Source organism: Candidatus Saccharibacteria bacterium (genome assembly GCA_016699895.1).
GTDB lineage: Bacteria > Patescibacteriota > Saccharimonadia > Saccharimonadales > Saccharimonadaceae.
In genome coordinates this window covers 307605-326049 of record CP064991.1, presented here as the reverse complement: position 1 = coordinate 326049, position 18445 = coordinate 307605, and the positions used below count along the sequence as shown (strand labels likewise).

The following is an 18445-nucleotide window of genomic DNA, read 5'->3' as shown; positions in this document are numbered from 1 at the left end:
ATTACTGATCAGTTGACTCAGTGATTTCGGCGTTAGGATTGAGCCCGAGATTATCGTCGCTCATATCTGACTCGTCGTAGTTATTGGTCTTGTCCAGCTTGTCGCTGATACTAGTATATCGGTTACGAAAATCTTTGATCGCATCGGCGTTTAATTCCCCAGTCGGCGAAAATGGTTTAGTGCCGCTGTTGTCGTCATCAACCTCAGTACGCGCCTTTTCATAGCCCGGACGACTAAGGTCTAGTTTGGCGGCACCGCTAGATTGATACAGCCACAGGCTGACGCTCGTCATTATAGCAGCTATCAAGATTGCCCCGATAATAAATGTCAGCATCTGATTATTGAGAACCCAGGCTTTGAGGCGTTCTATGTTCATAGATTTGATTCCTTTACTAGTGAATCAAAACTGCTGTAATAGTCTCGTATGTTGGTATTGAGATTATCAGCATCGATTCGTAACGTGGCCCGAGCCGCCCTGGCCTTTTCTAGCTGATTATAAAAATCAGCCGGCCGATCAGTGCATTTGATATTAATCGCCGTAGATACGACGTCGTCATACGTATCATAGTGGTTGCGGAAACTATCAAACTCTCGTGAGAAATTGTCAGTTATCGTAGTCAGTTCTGGCGCCGTGATCCGATTAGCTGCCAGGCGCGCATTCATCGCAAACATGAGTCCCAAAATCTCATTATAGTCATATCCTCGGTTGATCCGTACGACCGCATCGGCTTTCTCTATCTGAGATAAGGTTGACTGCGCGACTAAGCAGTTATTCCTAATAAAATTCTCGTCCGGCATAGCTAGTGCCATCCTAGATGCAAAAACATCCGCCAGCAGCATAGCTGCCATTGCCATGATAGCAATTTTCTTCATTACCATATTGTAACATCGTAAAAAGCAAATTTCAAACTGGCTCTATCAAGATTTATAGGTTTTATAGTGTTATAATATATGATATGAAAAAGCGTAAGTTCCTATTTATCGCTATCAACCTATTTGCGGCCGCCGGAGTCGCTTTCAGCATTGGTATGGATTGGCTCGGTGGCGAAGCACCCCGAGTTGTTAGTCTCGCTAGTATCATGCCGTTCGACCTACCTAGCCAAATCACTGAGCTTTATTTATCAGTCGCAACGCTACTGGCAATAGGAGCTGTATTCATAGGAATCGGCGGGCTGTTCTCGATGCGATCGATGGTAGCAACTGGCCTAGCAATGAGCCTCCTGACTGCCGGTTGTTGGATGTGGCATTTCGGATTCGAAATGAACGCCCTAGGCATGAATGACGGCTTTAGCCTATTCGCAGTTAGTTTTGTAGTGTCATTCCTATCATTAGTCCTCCATCGCCACCAAAGGCATCACGATAGAAAGAAATATGGTCACCACTGAGCAATATCCTCTCGCTAAACTAACGACTATGCGGCTGGGCGGCGAAGCTCGTTATGTCATCGAGATTAGCAATCACGATGACTTGCTAGCGGCTCTAGATTTTGCCGAGTCGCGGAATCTACCGTGGTTTGTATTGGGCGATGGCAGTAATGTTATTGCCGGCGGTGATTACGACGGAGTGATTATCCTGAATAGAATTGCTGGTTTTGAAAAGATCAGCGAGGACGATTCGAGCGCAACATATAAAATTGGTGCTGGTGAAGTCTGGGATCAGGTAGTTGAACGACTCTGCGCGCTAGGACTGTCCGGCGTAGAAGCAATGAGCGCGATCCCGGGGCGAGCTGGCTCGACACCAGTTCAAAATGTCGGCGCCTATGGTCAAGAAATCGCCGATACGTTGGTTGAATTAGAGGCGTATGACACGGAATCTAGTGTCTTCGTCACCCTCGGCCGTGACGATTGCACATTCTCCTATCGCAATTCTATATTCAAAAACCCCGCGACGCGCCGTCATGTTATTACTTCGATCACACTACGGCTCAATAAATCTTGGATGAAGCCACCATTTTATGCCAGCCTCGAGTCATATTTGACACAACATACTATCACCGACTATTCTCCGAACAATATTCGAGCGGCTGTCGTGTCGATACGTGCCGAAAAATTACCACCGGTCGATCAGATTGCGAGCGCTGGGTCATTTTTCAAAAATCCTATCGTGGATAACGAGGTGGCCAATTTGTTGCTCGCGAACTTTCCTGACGCACCACATTGGTCAATGCCTGATAACAAAGTTAAGTTAGCCGCTGGCTGGTTAATTGATCAGGCTGGGCTAAAAGGTTTCACGAAATACGGTATGGCGATATATCCGAAAAACGCGTTGGTGCTCACGAATATGAGCGCCAAGTCAACCGATGACCTCGCAAAGTTCAAGACCGAGATCATAGCCGCCGTGCAAGCCAAATTCAATGTTACGCTAGAACAAGAACCTGAAAACTTGCCAGACTAAACGTATCCGCTATAATATCTATAATGAATAATGATCATCAACCAGAAAGTGATGGAATAGATAGAAACTCACTAGTGGTGCAGCCGCCAGCAGATAACCAGGGTCTCAATGACACTCAGCCTGCAGCCAAACAACCTTTACGATACCGCAAGATAGACCCGAGAGATAGAGATCTGCCCCAAAATACTAGTTTGCTAGGATATAAACCTAATCGCAAAGAAACTAAACCGGTGGTTATCAGTCAGCCGGTCCGCATCCTGACGATATTTTTTGGCGCAATAACAGCGACATTTTTTGCAGCCCTGTTAATATATTTGCTGGCCGACTATGCTGCCGCTATTATTAATAAAACCCCTAGCGCCATCGGCCAATATTTGCCACCACACAGTCTGATGGATATGGAGCGATGGACGACTAATACTATCATGTCAATCATAATAATATTCCTACTACTCTGTTGCTATATCAGCTTGGTGTCTTATTCTATCAAAATAGCAAAGCTCAAAGAGAAGGGTCGAAGAGCCTGGATAGGTAGCGCCGCGACGACCGTTATCTCTCTGGGTGTAGCGTTTAGCCTCCTAGTGTATAGCGGCAATAACCCATGGAGTTATGATTTTTTCTTTGTATCCGTAATACTACCTGCCATAATGTGTCTTTTCGGTATAGTTTGGCTACTGATAATACCGGTTCGTAAGTGCTTTATTTAGCTTTATCACTCGGCAATGGGAATTTGCGGGCTAATGCAATGACTTCATCGTGGATCTTGGATAGCTTGGTGGCGTCATCACGATTCTCGATCGCTGCTAACATCCACTCGGCAATCTGATCCATATCAGACTCGACGAGACCGCGCGTGGTCATAGCTGGTGTGCCGAGACGTAAACCGCTCGGGCGGAATGGCGGCTCTGGATCATTTGGAATCGCATTTTTATTGGCAGTCAAACCTATTTCATCGAGAGCTTTTTCAACTATGCCACCATGTACGCCGAAACTAGATTTGACGTCGGTGAGGATGAGGTGGTTATCAGTGCCGCCAGTGATGAGTTTGAAACCACGTTTTTTCATGGCTTCGGCAAGGACGCTGGCGTTTTTCACCACCTGCGCTGCATAGGTTTTGAACTGCGGCTGGAGTGCTTCGTGGAATGAAACCGCCTTGGCCGCAATCACATGCATTAGCGGTCCGCCCTGCGTTCCAGGGAACACACTGCGATCGATCAAGGTCGGAATATTTTCGATAGTATGTTCTGGCTTTTTCAGTGGATTGCCGACCGTGCCTTTCGACAAGATCAAACCACCGCGCGGGCCACGCAGCGTTTTGTGGGTCGTCGTTGTGATCACGTGGAAACCAAAATCAAATGGGTTCGGATGAGCGCCGCCAGCGATCAATCCCGCCACATGCGCCATGTCTGCCATCAGCAAGGCATCAACTTTTTTGCCAATCGCCGCAAAACGCGCAAAATCGGGAATGCGCGAATAGGCGCTATAGCCAACCAGGATAATTTTCGGTTTATGTTTGAGCGCTAATTCCTCTAGCTCGTCATAATCAATTTCGCCAGTCTCGACATCTTTCATGCCGTAACGAATAAAGTTATACACCTTGGCACTCTGCGTGACCGGTGCGCCGTGTGTCAGGTGACCGCCGTGTCCGAGATCCATGCCGAGCACCGTATCGCCAGGTTCGAGCCAGGCGTTATAGACTGCATTGTTGGCCTGCGCGCCAGAATGTGGTTGAACGTTAGCGTGATCAGCGCCAAATAATTGTTTGGCGCGCTCGATCGCGAGAGTCTCGACTTGGTCGGTAAATTCTTGGCCGCCATAATAGCGGCGACCGGGATAGCCTTCGCTATATTTGTTAGTAAAAATGCTACCCATAGCATCTAGCACTTCGCGGCTCACATAGTTTTCGCTCGGAATCAACTCTAACCCGTCACGCTGTCGCTCGGTTTCGCCCACGATTAAATCGAGTATCTCTTTGTCTTGCATATGTTCCCTCCTTCTAATTGATTAAATTATACCATCCTACCACCAAAATCAGAAAAGGTTGTGGTTTTTATATCAAATATGATATAATTGTCATGATATGAAAGAAGATTATCGAGAAAAAATTGGTAAACTAGTCGCTGAATTGCGCGCTAGTCACGGGTTAACCCAAGCCGAATTAGCCGAGCGATTAGCCACGAGTCAGTCAGCCATCAACCGTATCGAGCGCGGTGGACAAAATATTAGTCTCGAAACGATAGCTAGGATTTCTGATGTCTTGAATGCGGAGATTCTATCAGTGAACGACGAGAGCAAACTCAATATACGCGTCCATGGTGGTCATACATTACACGGTGAAATTGAGACGAAAACCAGCAAAAATGCTGCCGTCGCCCTACTTTGCGCCAGCCTGTTAAACAAAGGTAAAACCGTGTTCAAGCGCGTCGCCCGCATCGAGGAAGTCAATCGCATCCTAGAGGTACTAAATTCAATTGGCGTCAAAACTCGTTGGTTAAACGAGCAAAACGATCTCGAGATTATTCGACCCAAAGTATTGAAACTGAACGACATGGAGATTGAAGCTGCCAAACGCACGCGTACTATCATCATGTTTCTCGGCCCATTACTGCATCAATACAAAAGCTTCCGATTACCTTTTTCCGGCGGCTGCAACCTAGGTAAACGCACCGTTGAGCCACATCTGGTCGGCCTGCGTGAATTCGGCATGAGTGTTGATGCCCAAGATGGCACCGATTACTACCAGGTTGACGTCAAACCGCGCAAACCAAGCGGTCCTATCATCTTGACCGAACGCGGCGACACGACGACTGAAAATATTTTGATGGCTGCTGCCATGAACGAAGGTGAAACTATCATCAGAAATGCTAGTCCAAACTATGCAGTTCAAGACCTCTGCTTTTTCCTGCAAAAACTCGGCGTTAAAATTGACGGTATCGGCACGACGATTTTGCGCGTTCGTGGTGTAAAAACTATTAACAAAAATGTCGAATACTATGTTAGTGAAGATCCGATCGAAGCCATGAGCTTTATTGCGGCTGGCGCTATCACCAATTCGGAGATCACCGTCACACGTGCACCAATTGAGTTTTTGGAACTCGAGATGGCAACACTCGGAGAGATGGGTCTCAATTACGAGCTCGGTCCAGAATATCGTTCGCTCAATGGTCAGACCCGCCTTGTCGATATCACGATAAAGAAATCTCAGCTCCATGCCGCCAAAGACAAGCTGCACGCCTTGCCATTCCCGGGCATCAACCAAGACAACTTGCCGTTCATGGGATTGATCGCCACTGCCGCCGAAGGCCGAACGTTGGTGCATGACTGGGCTTATGAGAATCGCGCGATTTACTTTACCGAGCTCAGCAAGCTCAACGCTAATGTCGAAATGGTCGATCCTCACCGCGTCTATATCACCGGTCCAACGCGCTGGAAACCAGCCGACGTTGTCGCGCCACCAGCATTACGTCCGAGCGTCGTCGTGTTGCTGGCTATGTTAGCCGCACCGGGGACGAGTATTTTGCGCGATGTCTACAATATCAACCGCGGCTATGAAGATTTCTATCAACGTCTCAACAGCCTCGGCGCCAAAGTCGAAACCTGGCGCGAGATATAGAAACAAAAAAACCGCTTCTACTCGAGCGGTTTTGATAATTCTGGGGCGAATGATGGGACTCGAACCCACGACCTCCGGAGCCACAATCCAGCGCTCTAACCAAACTGAGCTACAATCGCCACATTGCCTACACTAGGCTGTGCTATTTTAGCATACTTTATCGGATACGCTAAATGACATACGGCACAAACCCGGCGTAGGCAACCAAAAACTATTCTAGTAATCGAAATATTGACGAATTGAGTCGTAATCTGTGGTTCTAGTCGTTGATGAACTATGGGCCTTGATTGGCACAGTGATGAACGTCGCGACTAGCAAGGCGCCAGCAACTGACATGGCAACTATTGTTAGCAATTTACTCTTGTTGTGGCCGCGCATGATTTCCATCGCCATCCAGCCAGCAAATCCGACAACGCCCACCGACAGCACCAATGGCAAGAACACACCGAGATACATTGCACCGATATCAGTGCTGGTACCGATTAGTAATAGCGAGGAAATCAAGATGGAAACCATCTCGAGAACCATAACAGCAGCGGTGAGAACGAACACCCCAACTAACGCATTAGTAATGAATGCATAGGCGGTCGTATTGGTGTATTCTGGCTGCTTTGCGACCTCGCGCGATACTTTACCGTACAAAAAGAAGGCTGCTACTGCCATACCAACGCCAACCACTGCTAGCAAGATTGTATCCGTGTACGTATTGCCTGCTGCAAATACTGTCATGAGATTTTGCAAGGTAGTGTCGCTACTCGTCCACATCGAAAATAGTTTGCCGATAACAGCCACAGCTGAATACACGCTCATAAAGGTCGCGAAAGCAGCGCCTGTGTAGAGCAATGTCGTCAAGCCTTTGGCACTCGACTGAGTTACTTTATTAGCCATAGATTCTCCTCCTTCAGTAAACCTTACGTTTTGTACTATTAGTATACCATTTTTCATACAAAAAACACTCTGTCTAGAGAGTGTCTTTGTTGTATACATTTACCCTGGTATCCCGGGAGGGAATCGAACCCCCGACACGAAGGATAGAAGCCTCCTGCTCTAATCCGCTGAGCTACCGGGACCTACCTGTCTATTGTATCATAACCACCGGCGCCCCGTTGCCAATTAACAGAGTTCAGAAATGGCGCATAGAGGTCTTCGTCTTTGTCGACAAAGGTCGCGGCAACATCCTCGGGCGTAGGGTCATGGTCAACAAATTCTACGAAATCAGCCTCAGAAATAATAGCGATCGGCGTAGACTCAGTTCCCTCACCCATTACGACATTTGCCGCCGCGGCGAGACCGCCGGCAATAGCCGAAACTGAGACCTTGAATTCATGATCGAACAAATCAGTCGTACCGCGCAGATCATTCAATGCATTAAATCCACTCCAGGCCACCATAATACCGATCGTACCTCGCCTGAGTGGCGGCAAGCAGTTGCTGTCGGTGATGATTACCCCGATATTCTGGCGATTAAAATGTTCACATAGGAACTTGTGCGCCGAATTTGCCGACGCGAACGGATCTTTGGGCCACAAAACCCAATGTCCACCACCATTACTCTCATCAATTCCGGCGCTCGCAATGAGCGTGCCACGCGTGATCGCAAACCCATAGTTATATTCGGAAAACTCTGGCGGTAGATAGTAATCGGCCTCTCGTTTGACTAGATCAGCCCGAGTTATCGAGTCAATATTAACCACGCGGTTTTCGCATAGTGCCACGACTTTTGAACTAATCGCCACGACTGAGTTCTCTGGCAATGCCGTGATGCTTTCCGCCAGTAAATCATTCAGGCTGATCTCACCAGCATGAATGACTTGTGTTTTTATCGCCTCAATCTTCATAGCTATGTTAGGCCTGACCCTCGCGATATAGCGAGCCTTCCGATACACGGTCCATCACTTCATGCGCACTGGTGATAACCACAAAAGCATGCTGGTCTATTTTACGGATAGCCTTTTTCAGCTTTTGTTCGTCAAAGCGAGTGATAACAGCCAGCATGATACCGTGCGGCTCGTCATTGTCGCCAGGTTTACTTTCCCTAAAATAGGTTACTGGCTCCTGCATGATTTCGTTCACGGCCTTGCCGATTTCGCGTACGCGCATGCTCACCACCCACATGCAACGATCTTCGTTGAGACCTTCTACCGTCACATCAATCGCCTTGTGAGCGATAAAGTAGGCCACGATGGAATACATGGCGCTTTCCCAGCCAAAAGCAAAGCCGGCCATAGTAATGATGAGTCCATTTATCACCATGATTGCCTCGCTGACCGAAAACACGGTCTTGCGGTCGATCAGCACCGCCACCGTATCGGCGCCGTCAATAATGCCGCCGTAACGCACCACTATGCCTACACCGAGGCCTACCACCACGCCACCGAATATCGCCGCCAGCATCGGGATATCCGTGAACCCATGTTCGACGTGAGTAAAAGTCAGCACCGCCAGCATAGCAATACCAATGATTGATAGTATAGTAAATTCCCGACCCATCTTTTTATAGCCTAGAATCAAAAACGGAATGTTCAGTATGAGCAAAAATAGACCGAGTGGCTGCCCAGTCAACTTGGCTGCTAAAATTGACATGCCCGTTACACCACCATCTAGCAAATGATTCGGTAGCAAAAAGTACTGCAGTCCGACTGCGGCTATGCCCGCACCTAGCAACGTAAATGAAATCCGTTTGATTGTTTCTGTAGCTATCATCAACCCCTTTCTAATCTATCTATATTGTACCACGGCGGCGACACAGGCAGCTTGACCTGTCCGGCAAAACTGCTATACTTGACCTACATTAACAATTTAAATATCAAGAGCGTAGCGAGGGATCGGCCCGATGACCTACCAGCAACCTACCGCGAGGCAAGGTGCTAATTCCGCCCAGAAAGGAAAGATATGAGTAATTTACTCTCTCTAGATGTCAACTATAATGTGCGAACGGCTGAGTTTGTGTCGCCCAAACACCCAGACAAGATCTGCGACCAGATCTCCGATGCTATTTTAGACGCACATCTCGCCCAGGATCCAAACGCCCGAGTCGCCGTCGATGTCGCGGGTGGACACGGCGTGATATTTATTACCGGCGAAATCACCAGTCATGCTGGTAATGTAGATGTCAAAGCAATCGCCAAACGACTAGCTAGTGCAAATGTCGTCGTTATCGAAAACCTAGAAAAGCAAAGTTCGGAAATCGCAGTCGGTGTAGATACCGGCGGCGCTGGCGATCAAGGCATCATGGTCGGCTATGCTTGTGATGAGACACCTGAACTACTGCCGGCCGAATATGTATTAGCCCGTTCATTGAACCAGTCTATCTATTATGGTCCGTTACACAGCAAGGCTAAAAATATGATTAGTGGTCTAGCGAGTCAGTCGCAGGCTTTTGAAACTGATGGCAAAACGCAGATTACGTTGTCTAATGGCAAGATCCAAACCATCGTAGCTAGTTTTCAAACGCCAGAAAAATTCAAGGGTGAAAATATTAGTTCGATTCTGCGCAAACGGATTGCAACTTGGTTGAAAAATGAGGTTGATGAAAAATTCAAAGGTAATAGTTCTATTGACATCATTGTAAATCCCTGCGGCGACTGGGAGGTTGGTGGGTTTGATGCCGATGCTGGCATGACTGGACGAAAACTAGTCGTCGATAATTATGGTCCACGAATTCCAATTGGCGGTGGTGCGTTTTCCGGCAAAGATCCTAGCAAAGTTGACCGCTCGGCAGCCTATATGGCACGTCGGATCGCAGTTGATTATCTAAAAAAATATCGTACCCATGAAGTTTTCGTCTACCTAGCCTACGCTATCGGCAAAGCCGAGCCTGTCGAAGCCACGGTAATTATCGACGGTCAATCACAGCCAGTAACTGGCTACGATCTAACGCCGCACGGTATCATTCAGTTGCTAGACCTAAAGAAGCCGCGCTATGAACAATTAGCGCGCGATGGTCATCACTTTTTATATTAGAACGAGTGCAAATTTCTCGGCATTACCCATAGCACGGAGTGTTGTAGATTTTACAAGTTAAAGACTAGCTAATCATCTCTTTTGACTGAGAGATAAAGCTTCTGAGTGTCAATATATCTTCTCTATACTCTATCGGAAATGTTGAGAGATGTTTTCAGGAACTACAAGTGTCAAATTCTCGTCTCTCATCTCTTGGAGTTGATTGGAGGATATACCTTGTTGAAGTGTGAATAAGTGTTTATGCGGTATTCGTGCTGCTTCATTTAAAATTTGACGCCAGCGATCTTTGCAAGTTGTTTTTGCGCCAAGAAAAACAAGTTTGTCGCTACTATAATTGTCGTCACGGTATAGTGTAATGCTCGGAATGATAAAGTCTGGCTTCTTTTTGCCTTCAGTAATGCCTTGCGAAGTATACGGAAGCCTATTAACATCAAAAATCTTCTCTAAATGATGTTCGAGCGATTTTCCTGCTCGGCTTTTTCTACGATTTAGTACTGTGTTTGAAAAAGTAACTAGACTCTCAACGTCATTAAACGGTTGTGCGAGTTGCGGACTATACAAATGTTTTTCTACAGCCTTGAATAAGTCGAATTCCGTATCTACCCAACTTGTTATCGCCAAGTCTGGCGACTGTACAGCAATTCGCTCATCCTGTCTATTCACTTCTAGGAATATTTCTCGTGCCTTTGCGGAAAGTATTTCAGTTGTCGGAAAATCATTCGATAGTGATCGAATATAGTCATCGATTAGCCCCTGTAAGCTTGTGGGTGTTGCCACCAATTCTGAAATAAGTCCATTTGTTTTATCTGGAGAAATACCAAAAAAATTCAGATAATTTTCTATTTCAACTTCCGTTTCAAGTACGTAAGCCTTGTAATAATCGTCGGCGACCTTGCTGATTACCAAAAGACTGCCGATATTTTCATCGTTTAGAAAAGGAAAATTATGTCCGAATCGCGTAAGCCGATATTCGTTTCGTGTTCCCGTACCATAATAAATGAATCTGCTTTCTGTTTCAAAATCATCCTGCCAATTAATTATCTCTGTCTTATCTTTGTTCACGCCTCTAACTCCGGGCGAATCAAAGAAAAGAGACCAAGCAGTTTTACTAATGTGATAGCCAGACTGATGGCTGCCTGTTGATCCAGTGTCGTTTGGTGTAATGAACTTGCAGTAGGTTGCCTGCCCGCTTTTAGTGGATTGAATAGCAGATTCAGAAAAGTCAGATAACATACAATAATTCTATCAAAGATGCGCAAAAGTTACTACAGAATAGAGCGTGAGGGTCTATATCAGACTTCACCAGCAGCTTGGAGCAGCGAAGACTGCACCGACAGTCCAACAGGCTCGGTTTTATTCGTATTGATACCTGCAGGAACATACTTTCCCCACGAATTCGATGTGTGTTCTCGCTGCTGTAAGCTTGCCTTTGGCTTTCCATATTCTAACAACACTCCAGAAATCTGCTTCGCTACGGCGGAGACAACTGGCACAACTATTGAATTGCCGAACTGTTTGTAGGCTTGTGTATCAGATACAGGTATTTTGTATGATTCAGGAAATCCCATCAGTCGCGCACATTCTCGTGGGGTCAATCGACGAGGATTTTTTCCATCCTGTGCAATTAACACCTCTGAACCATCCTTATAGTAGCGCGCACTTAGTGTGCGTGAATTACCATTTGGGTCCGTCATGCCAAATCCAAAACCGTTGCCTTTTTCTTTATGCTTAGCGGCATAATTTACAAGATACTGCCATAACTTGTCAGAGAGCGTATACTTGTCATCGACGTCTTTATCGAGAATACTCGAAAAATGAGGACCTTTTTCAGGAATCTCTGGATATTTAAACTCAAAACTTTCTGGCACTAGATCTTTTCTGAAACCTACTATGTATGTTCGTTCGCGGTGCTGAGGTACGAAGTATTTTGCGTCGATGACTTTATAAGTGGTTTTATAGCCTAGTTCGTCTAGAATCTGCATGATGACCCTAAAAGTGTTTCCCTTGTCATGGCTAACGAGGTTTTTGACGTTTTCGAGCATAAAACTAGAAGGTTGCTTTGCTTCGATGATTCGGGCTATCTCAAAGAAAAGGTTACCCTGTTTATCGTCAGAGAAACCATGAGCGCGCCCCAAGCTGTTTTTCTTTGAAACACCTGCTATCGAAAATGGCTGGCAGGGGAAACCCGCAAGAAGAACGTCAAAATCAGGAATCTGGTCGGTTCTAACTTGCCTAATATCCCCAAAAGGGATATCTCCGAAATTAGTTTCGTAAGTCTTTTGAGCATACTTATCCCATTCAGAAGTGAATACGCATTGACCTCCCGCGCTTTCAAACCCTAGTCGTGTTCCGCCAATTCCGGCAAATAAATCTATAAAAGTAAACTGAGCCATACTAACCCCTCCTATTCCAATACTTCTTATTTTACCACAAAGGGAAAAATATTAAAAGATACTTATGCTTTCCAACCCATAGAGAAGACCCGTGCTTCTACAGATATGCGCCCCTAAAACACTCGCCGACTCGAGCTTGTTCCTATCACATACCAAAGCAAAAACCAGTCTTTGGCGACTGGTTCTTACTTTGGTGCGGGCGGAGAGAATCGAACTCTCGTCGCAAGTTTGGAAAACTCGAATATTAACCACTATACGACGCCCGCATTGCCATAGTATTGTATCAAAAGATAGCAAATTTATCTACTGACGCCACCGCTGGCTTGGATGTCGGCTAACGTGATCCTGATGCCCGATCCGGCGACCAGCTCGCCGCTCAGCATTTTTTGTGCCACAATATTTTCAACCGTACGCTGAACTACGCGGCGCATTGGGCGGGCGCCGAGACGTGGATCATAGCCAACGTCTACCATAGCGCGTTTAGCGTCATCATCGACCGCTACGCTAACCTTTTGCACCTCGAGGTTTTTGTTGACTCCAGCCAAAATAAGGTCGATGACTTGCAGCAGTTCTTCTTTGTTCAGTGGTCGAAAGACGACAATTTCATCAAAGCGGTTCAGGAATTCTGGCCTAAACTCTTGACGTTCGATTAGCTCGTTAGTGATCTGTTCCTGGAACTGCTCTAGCTGATAACCCGCATCAATATATTGGCGGATCCGATCAGCCCCAGCATTAGAGGTTGCGATCAAGATTGTGTCGCGAAAACTAATTTCGCGGTTGTTGATGTCGCGCAAAACGCCTTCGTCGAGAACCTGTAGCAAGGTGGTGAGGACGTTTGGATGAGCTTTTTCAATTTCATCGAGCAACACGACGCTGAACGGATTCTTCTGCACCTGAGCAGATAGTGAGCTCGCATCGGTTGCGCCGTCGGCAATGAGTCGTGCGACGTCTTCGGCACGAACATATTCGTTTAGGTCGATACGCACCATATGCTCTTCGCCACCAAAGTAGACGGCGGCAAGACTCTTGGCTAATTCGGTTTTTCCGACACCAGTCGGACCGAGGAATAGAAAGGTGCCGATTGGGCGATTTTCGTTCCTGACACCAGCGCGCGCTCGTCGCAGGGCGGCGCTAACGGCAGTAACAGCTGTCGTCTGATTGATCATACGTTCATGGATCAAGTTCTCTAGATTGAGTAATTTTTCGCGTTCGCCAGCATCGCCAGCATCAACCGACCCGCCAACTTTAACTCCTAGGGTTTTTTCAATAGCCGCTGTCACCGAGCCGGCAGTCACCAACCCTGATTCGGCATAGCTAGTCGCGCTCTGGAGCAGCTGAATAGATTTTTGCGGCTGCGCCACGTCGTTGATATAACGTTCGCTCAATCGATACGCCTCAGTTAGCGACTGATAGGTAAAAGTTACATGACGTTGAAATTCAAAACTAATGATCTGATCCTGCATTACGAGTAACGTTTCGTCGCGGCTGGGCGGAGCCACCTGGAGACGGTTCAACGCCGCTGCGAGAGCCGGTTTCGCCTGAGAAATTTCTAGGAACTTTTGCTCGTCTAGCGCCAAAATGAGCCGAATGCCGCCACCTTCTAGAATTGGTTGCAAGATGTTTGAAATATCGACCGAGCCAACGCCTTCTTCGAAAAATAGCTGGGCATTGTCGAGGAATAGAATGATGTTTTTAGCCTTGTAGGCCTCAACTAGCAAGGTATTCATGAGGTTTTCGATTTCGCCCCGCCCCGACGCCGCCGAAATGAGCGCCGCCGCATCGAGCGCAAACACTTGACGAAAACGCACGTTGTCTGGCAACTGCATGCCGCCGTCCATCAAGGTTTCGGCGAAACTGTCGACGATTGTTGCCTTGCCTACACCGAGCGGTCCGATCAAGGCGGCATTCTGTCTATTGCCGGAACTAAAGTTATCGATCATGGCCACAACTAATTCATGATGACTCTCGAGGTGAACGTTCAAAGATCGCCCTGTCGCATAACGTTCCGATAAATTGGTTGCGAAATGCTGCAGGGTTGGAATGTACCCAAAACTCCAATCTCGCCCGATACCGCCAGTCAATTTCGGCTGGTCATGTTTTGCAATCAAGGCCGACAAATGTGCGAACCACTCAGCGCCACGGGTCATGTCATCTTCATCGAGGTGTAATGCACTCAAAACTTGCTTTGCCCCGTCAGACACGCGCACCAAGGCAGCCGTCAGCGTAGCAGATGAAATAGTATCAGCTTTATCCGGCAAATTATCGTGAATCTTTAACATCTCTTGCCATACCGCTGCCGAATCGGCTGGGTCAGGCGATACTAGATCTGGTAAATACTGGGCCGAAATACCGAACCTCGCAAAGAAGAATCGTCCGCCGTTGGTTTGGCTAATAGCGACTACCAAATCGCGCGGACTAGGATGTTCCGGCAAGACACCTAGCACATCGCCAGCCAAAATATCAGATAGATTCTGCGGTTTTGGGTTGGCCGGTAGTTTATCGAGATCGTTAACTTTCCAAATATGAACCATCATTGGCCAGGCTGCTAGGCCGAGCAACAACCAGCCAATCGACTCGGACATAATTAGTAGCGCCAGCCCGCCAAATAACAATAGCAGCGCAATAACCACAGCCAGCAGATCGAGAACTTTACCAAATTTGGCACCAAAACGTGCCTTGGCGGCTCGCATCGATCTAAAATCTAGACGAGTTTCCATGGTGCTCCAATACTTGTTATCAGAATTACTCCAACAATCGGCAGTAGCGGCACGGCTGGCCACAATATCAAGCGAATCAGACTCAACATCAACATGAGAAACAAGGTCACTAACCCGAAAATGATCATAAACGTTCGCATGACTGCGCCAATAATACGCGAAAACAATCGGTCGCCCCAAGCACGAAACTTTGAGGCTATATCATTACCAGTGGCATCAGCAGAAATCTGCCTATACGGTGCAAACAGCGTCTTAGCTAGTAGCGAAATAGAAAAAAAATCGCTCGTTCGTTGCATCGAAACTTTGATTCGTTTGATCTGAGCATGCCATCCAGCCCCGTACCACCAAGAGAAAAAACCCACCAAAATCATGTACTTCATTATACCATTGAACCAGAGAACGACAAAACGCCGCATGGCGCCAACGATATGTGCAATCCTGAATTTTTGCTTGACGGGGCTCTACACTAATTGCTATAATTGTAAGCATAACTACGGTTTGTCATATATTTAGAAGGGTTGGGTAATACATGATAAAGTCTAATCAACATAGCGGCTTTACTATCATCGAGGTTGTATTGGTTCTCGCTATAGCTGGCATGCTGTTTTTGGTAGTTTTCCTAGCCGTGCCCGCAATGCAGAGAAACCAACGAGACAACGCTAGAAAACAGGATGTCAACAAAGTCGTCGGCGGCATCCAGCGTTACATCGTCGATAACTCAGGCTGGCCGGTCTCTGGTATAGTGTCGACCGGATTCTTTACTGATTTTGCGATAGCGAGTGGAGCCCAGTTCCGTGCTGCCGCCGCAGGCTGCACCAAAGACGTCGTCGGGACGTACGTCCAGATTGCTCCTGGGTGTAACTGTAGTTACACAGGAACCCTAGATTACTCTGCTCGCACAGCTGCGATACATATCTTGCTAGAGAATGGTGGTGCCTACTGCAAAACGACTACTCGGTAGTCTCGTTATGATATACTGTTTACGTATAAAGGAGGGATATGAATAAACGATTGTGGATCGTGTTTGCTGTTTTGGTTATTGCTGCATTAGGGGGACTCGTTTGGTGGAAAAACACCAACAGTGATGGCGGTACATCGTATGTTGATAATTTGAATGGTAATAAAATTATCACTGTAGACGACGTCGTAACTGCCAAAAACAAAGCGGCTAACGGCGGAAAAGTCGCTAGCGATTTTAGCGTCGATAAAAATACTATTATCCCAGATCATTACCTAGGCGACATTGACTCTAAAGTTACTGTCGTTGAATACGAAGACTTCGCCTGTAGCGCCTGTAACAGCTTTGCTTCGTCAGCCAGTGGCATCCACAACGATTACAAAGATAACGTTCTATTCGTTTATCGTAATTTTAATATTGGCCAAAACACCTCAACTCTGTCCGAGAGTGCGGCCGAAGCGGCCTATCTACTAGGCGGTCAAGATATCTATTGGAAAATGCACGACCTGATATTTAGTGATGAGACCTGTGTAGAAGGCAACGACAAGACTACCTGCCAAAACACAGTGATAGACTATGCTAAACAGCTAGGTCTAGACGCTGACAAATTCAAAGAAGCCCTGACTAACTATTCCGATAATGGTATCCAGGCAAAAATTCAACGCGACAAGAAACTTGGTACAAAAGCTGGTGTGACCGCTACACCAACCTGGTTTATCAATGGCGAAAAGATTGAGGGAGCCAACGCCTCAGCCATGCGCAGTGCTATCGACGCCGCGCTAAAGAGCAAATAATCTAGAACCAGTGACGACGCTTGGCGACGAGGATAACAGCAACTATCGCAGTTACTGTCCCAGCTATAATTGCTATGAACGCCCATGGGTGGTGTTGCATCGGCAACTCTATATTCATACCATACATGCCGAATACAACGTTCGGCAATGCAATAAAGAACGTTGCCGCCGTAAGGGCTTTCATGGTACGGTTTAGCGAATTATTCGATAATGCGGCATAGGCTTCACGAACACTCACGATCCGAGCTACATTCGTGTTGCAGGTGTGAATCGATTGCTCAACCGACAGTATAATATCCTCGATCATGTCGCGATCATTATTAGTTAGGACTAGATGCTTAGAGGTGGCGAGCCGTCTCATGAGCGGCACCACCGGGTCGAGAGCACTCGTGAAACTATTAATCTGTTCCTCAACTAGAACGAATCGGATAAAATCTTCACTCTCTAGTTTGCCACGTTGCATTTTGTCGATAAGTTTCTTTACCGACTGAGTTTGGCCTTTGATATATAGTTCATACTCATTAAATATTTGTGTTAGAATCTGGAGTAGCATGGCTTTTGACGAACGCATCGAAAAGTTGACATCACTCCCCAAAAAATCTGCGTTGTCTAATTGAACCGGTGAAACCGTCAGCAGATCCGCCGCGCTATAAACAAATAGGAGCGGGCTAGTCGAGGTTGACCCCGATTTATTCATCCTCGGCCAGCGTACGTACAAATAGTCGTGCGCATTATCGTGATCTAGACGCGGTGACTCATGAATGTCGAGTGCGTCACTCAGATTGCCGACCTTGAGCCTGAATCGCTCGGTAGTCACGTCGAGTTCTTCACGGCTCGGATCCTCTAGCGATATCCAGGTATTTGCCGCTGGGCGTAAATCGCCTACCGAGACCGCCTTGCGTGTCAGACTGCCATTCGTCGCCTTGGAAAAAATCTCTATCATACCTCTAGATTATAGCGCTTGTGGTAACTATAATCAATCACCTATCAGACTAGTTTGATGATTCCTAGCGATTGCTCGGTTCGAAAACTCTTGACCATTGTCTGATGTTGCTTGATCCATTCATCGGTCGCACGAGCCGCGCCTGGCAATGCTTCGCTATCGTAATCATCAATGACGATTGTCGCCCCAGACGAAAATACATTCTGACAAGCCCGAAAACTGTCTCTAATGCTCTCATAAAAATCGCCATCAAAAAAGGCAAAACAGAGGCTGCTCGGCATATCAGTTTTCTCGAGATCACTAAACCAGGCTTTCTTGATCGTCGGTTGAGGCAGGTGATTTTTCGTAAACGTTCTAACTAAATCGGCCTTGGTCGTATGTAGTTCGCCGGCCACAAATTGATCGCCAACGGTCGAGTTGTCCTGGGCGGTTTTCAGCGGCAGGCCAGCAAAACTGTCGTACAAATATAGTTTTCTGCTTTCATTTCTAGTCTCTAGGATTCGAGCCAAAAACAAGCTAGTTGTCCCTTTGTAGCAACCAAGTTCGACAACATCGCCATCGATCGCATTTTCCAAAACGGATTCGAGCTCGCGCAAAATGACACGTAGTTCAGCCTTGTCTACCTGATCAGAAATCAACGGATATTTCTTTAACAGCGTTTCTATCATGT

General features: G+C 46.9%; 18 protein-coding genes, 3 tRNA genes, 1 pseudogene and 1 riboswitch. Of the genes and pseudogenes, 7 read left to right on the top strand and 15 right to left on the bottom strand.

The annotated features are described in order from the left end of the window. Position 1: 1 nt before the first annotated feature. On the bottom strand, positions 2-376 hold the full coding sequence (locus IPL44_01750) for a hypothetical protein (GenBank protein QQS17739.1): 375 nt from the start codon (positions 374-376) through the stop codon (positions 2-4). After that, positions 373-873 carry a hypothetical protein gene (locus IPL44_01745; GenBank protein ID QQS17738.1) on the bottom strand — a complete coding sequence of 167 codons (501 nt, stop codon included), beginning with the start codon at positions 871-873 and terminating at the stop codon, positions 373-375. The genes IPL44_01750 and IPL44_01745 overlap by 4 nt, the downstream gene beginning before the upstream one ends. Positions 874-956: 83 nt before the next feature. On the opposite strand from IPL44_01745, the gene IPL44_01740 reads away from it, so the two are divergent. From IPL44_01740 to IPL44_01730, 3 genes are read left to right on the top strand one after another with little or no spacing between them, the layout of a single operon-like run. Next, positions 957-1385: a hypothetical protein gene (locus IPL44_01740; protein ID QQS17737.1), complete on the top strand. Its 429-nt coding sequence runs from the start codon at positions 957-959 to the stop codon at positions 1383-1385. Next, positions 1372-2394, top strand: coding sequence for a UDP-N-acetylmuramate dehydrogenase (murB, locus tag IPL44_01735; GenBank protein QQS17736.1), 1023 nt, complete (start codon positions 1372-1374; stop codon positions 2392-2394). The genes IPL44_01740 and murB overlap by 14 nt, the downstream gene beginning before the upstream one ends. A 23-nt stretch (positions 2395-2417) precedes the next feature. Next, a complete protein-coding gene (locus IPL44_01730; protein QQS17735.1) occupies positions 2418-3101 on the top strand; it encodes a hypothetical protein in 684 nt (227 codons plus the stop codon). Here the strand turns inward: IPL44_01730 and IPL44_01725 are convergent. Further along, positions 3094-4377 (bottom strand): serine hydroxymethyltransferase, encoded by a 1284-nt coding sequence (locus IPL44_01725; protein QQS17734.1) that lies wholly within the window; start codon positions 4375-4377, stop codon positions 3094-3096. The genes IPL44_01730 and IPL44_01725 overlap by 8 nt on opposite strands. 97 nt (positions 4378-4474) lie before the next feature. Between IPL44_01725 and IPL44_01720 the strand changes: the two genes are divergently transcribed. Further along, the gene (locus IPL44_01720) at positions 4475-6007 is read left to right on the top strand and encodes a UDP-N-acetylglucosamine 1-carboxyvinyltransferase (GenBank protein ID QQS17733.1); all 1533 of its coding nucleotides are present in this window, start codon (positions 4475-4477) and stop codon (positions 6005-6007) included. Between the two features lie 41 nt (positions 6008-6048). On the opposite strand, the gene IPL44_01715 is transcribed toward IPL44_01720, so the two are convergent. The 5 genes from IPL44_01715 to IPL44_01695 form a co-directional block, all read right to left on the bottom strand. Continuing rightward, positions 6049-6126 (bottom strand) — tRNA-His (locus IPL44_01715). 97 nt (positions 6127-6223) lie between these two features. Then, positions 6224-6895 (bottom strand): hypothetical protein, encoded by a 672-nt coding sequence (locus IPL44_01710; protein QQS17732.1) that lies wholly within the window; start codon positions 6893-6895, stop codon positions 6224-6226. A 105-nt stretch (positions 6896-7000) separates the two neighbouring features. Next, positions 7001-7077, bottom strand: a tRNA-Arg gene (locus IPL44_01705). Beyond that, positions 7078-7845 (bottom strand): coenzyme F420-0:L-glutamate ligase, encoded by a 768-nt coding sequence (locus IPL44_01700; GenBank protein ID QQS17731.1) that lies wholly within the window; start codon positions 7843-7845, stop codon positions 7078-7080. Between the two features lie 7 nt (positions 7846-7852). After that, positions 7853-8710: a YitT family protein gene (locus tag IPL44_01695; protein QQS17730.1), complete on the bottom strand. Its 858-nt coding sequence runs from the start codon at positions 8708-8710 to the stop codon at positions 7853-7855. Positions 8711-8807: 97 nt separating this feature from the next. Beyond that, positions 8808-8904, top strand: a riboswitch (SAM riboswitch). Here IPL44_01695 and IPL44_01690 point away from each other — a divergent pair. Continuing rightward, on the top strand, positions 8900-9970 hold the full coding sequence (locus IPL44_01690; protein ID QQS17729.1) for a methionine adenosyltransferase domain-containing protein: 1071 nt from the start codon (positions 8900-8902) through the stop codon (positions 9968-9970). (Overlaps the previous riboswitch by 5 nt.) 64 nt (positions 9971-10034) lie before the next feature. Here IPL44_01690 and IPL44_01685 read toward each other — a convergent pair. The 5 genes and pseudogenes from IPL44_01685 to IPL44_01665 all read right to left on the bottom strand — a co-directional run bounded on the left by IPL44_01685 (position 10035) and on the right by IPL44_01665 (position 15451). Beyond that, positions 10035-11203 (bottom strand): annotated as a pseudogene (locus IPL44_01685) (restriction endonuclease). 59 nt (positions 11204-11262) lie between these two features. Continuing rightward, a complete protein-coding gene (gene dcm / locus IPL44_01680; GenBank protein QQS17728.1) occupies positions 11263-12363 on the bottom strand; it encodes a DNA (cytosine-5-)-methyltransferase in 1101 nt (366 codons plus the stop codon). Between the two features lie 191 nt (positions 12364-12554). Next, positions 12555-12629, bottom strand: a tRNA-Gly gene (locus tag IPL44_01675). A gap of 33 nt (positions 12630-12662) precedes the next feature. Next, complete coding sequence (locus tag IPL44_01670) at positions 12663-15080, bottom strand: ATP-dependent Clp protease ATP-binding subunit (protein ID QQS17727.1); 2418 nt, start codon at positions 15078-15080, stop codon at positions 12663-12665. After that, positions 15065-15451 carry a hypothetical protein gene (locus tag IPL44_01665; GenBank protein ID QQS17726.1) on the bottom strand — a complete coding sequence of 129 codons (387 nt, stop codon included), beginning with the start codon at positions 15449-15451 and terminating at the stop codon, positions 15065-15067. Before IPL44_01665 ends, IPL44_01670 begins: the two co-directional genes overlap by 16 nt. 158 nt (positions 15452-15609) lie before the next feature. On the opposite strand from IPL44_01665, the gene IPL44_01660 reads away from it, so the two are divergent. Continuing rightward, positions 15610-16041 (top strand): type II secretion system protein, encoded by a 432-nt coding sequence (locus IPL44_01660; protein ID QQS17725.1) that lies wholly within the window; start codon positions 15610-15612, stop codon positions 16039-16041. Between the two features lie 38 nt (positions 16042-16079). Continuing rightward, positions 16080-16832: a thioredoxin domain-containing protein gene (locus IPL44_01655; protein QQS17724.1), complete on the top strand. Its 753-nt coding sequence runs from the start codon at positions 16080-16082 to the stop codon at positions 16830-16832. Between the two features lies 1 nt (position 16833). On the opposite strand, the gene IPL44_01650 is transcribed toward IPL44_01655, so the two are convergent. Together IPL44_01650 and IPL44_01645 are read right to left on the bottom strand one after the other, a co-directional pair. Beyond that, positions 16834-17775 carry a magnesium transporter CorA family protein gene (locus IPL44_01650; GenBank protein QQS17723.1) on the bottom strand — a complete coding sequence of 314 codons (942 nt, stop codon included), beginning with the start codon at positions 17773-17775 and terminating at the stop codon, positions 16834-16836. 44 nt (positions 17776-17819) lie between these two features. Continuing rightward, the gene (locus IPL44_01645; GenBank protein ID QQS17722.1) at positions 17820-18443 is read right to left on the bottom strand and encodes a class I SAM-dependent methyltransferase; all 624 of its coding nucleotides are present in this window, start codon (positions 18441-18443) and stop codon (positions 17820-17822) included. Positions 18444-18445 lie beyond the last annotated feature (2 nt).

Coding starts and splice junctions, on each gene's coding strand:
- IPL44_01710 (QQS17732.1), bottom strand. CDS start 6,895: ATGGCTAATAAAGTAACTCAGTCGAGTGCCAAAGGCTTGACGACATTG.
- murB (QQS17736.1), top strand. CDS start 1,372: ATGGTCACCACTGAGCAATATCCTCTCGCTAAACTAACGACTATGCGG.
- IPL44_01655 (QQS17724.1), top strand. CDS start 16,080: ATGAATAAACGATTGTGGATCGTGTTTGCTGTTTTGGTTATTGCTGCA.
- IPL44_01730 (QQS17735.1), top strand. CDS start 2,418: ATGAATAATGATCATCAACCAGAAAGTGATGGAATAGATAGAAACTCA.
- IPL44_01660 (QQS17725.1), top strand. CDS start 15,610: ATGATAAAGTCTAATCAACATAGCGGCTTTACTATCATCGAGGTTGTA.
- dcm (QQS17728.1), bottom strand. CDS start 12,363: ATGGCTCAGTTTACTTTTATAGATTTATTTGCCGGAATTGGCGGAACA.
- IPL44_01670 (QQS17727.1), bottom strand. CDS start 15,080: ATGGAAACTCGTCTAGATTTTAGATCGATGCGAGCCGCCAAGGCACGT.
- IPL44_01650 (QQS17723.1), bottom strand. CDS start 17,775: ATGATAGAGATTTTTTCCAAGGCGACGAATGGCAGTCTGACACGCAAG.
- IPL44_01665 (QQS17726.1), bottom strand. CDS start 15,451: ATGATTTTGGTGGGTTTTTTCTCTTGGTGGTACGGGGCTGGATGGCAT.
- IPL44_01720 (QQS17733.1), top strand. CDS start 4,475: ATGAAAGAAGATTATCGAGAAAAAATTGGTAAACTAGTCGCTGAATTG.
- IPL44_01725 (QQS17734.1), bottom strand. CDS start 4,377: ATGCAAGACAAAGAGATACTCGATTTAATCGTGGGCGAAACCGAGCGA.
- IPL44_01695 (QQS17730.1), bottom strand. CDS start 8,710: ATGATAGCTACAGAAACAATCAAACGGATTTCATTTACGTTGCTAGGT.
- IPL44_01690 (QQS17729.1), top strand. CDS start 8,900: ATGAGTAATTTACTCTCTCTAGATGTCAACTATAATGTGCGAACGGCT.
- IPL44_01750 (QQS17739.1), bottom strand. CDS start 376: ATGAACATAGAACGCCTCAAAGCCTGGGTTCTCAATAATCAGATGCTG.
- IPL44_01740 (QQS17737.1), top strand. CDS start 957: ATGAAAAAGCGTAAGTTCCTATTTATCGCTATCAACCTATTTGCGGCC.
- IPL44_01645 (QQS17722.1), bottom strand. CDS start 18,443: ATGATAGAAACGCTGTTAAAGAAATATCCGTTGATTTCTGATCAGGTA.
- IPL44_01745 (QQS17738.1), bottom strand. CDS start 873: ATGAAGAAAATTGCTATCATGGCAATGGCAGCTATGCTGCTGGCGGAT.
- IPL44_01700 (QQS17731.1), bottom strand. CDS start 7,845: ATGAAGATTGAGGCGATAAAAACACAAGTCATTCATGCTGGTGAGATC.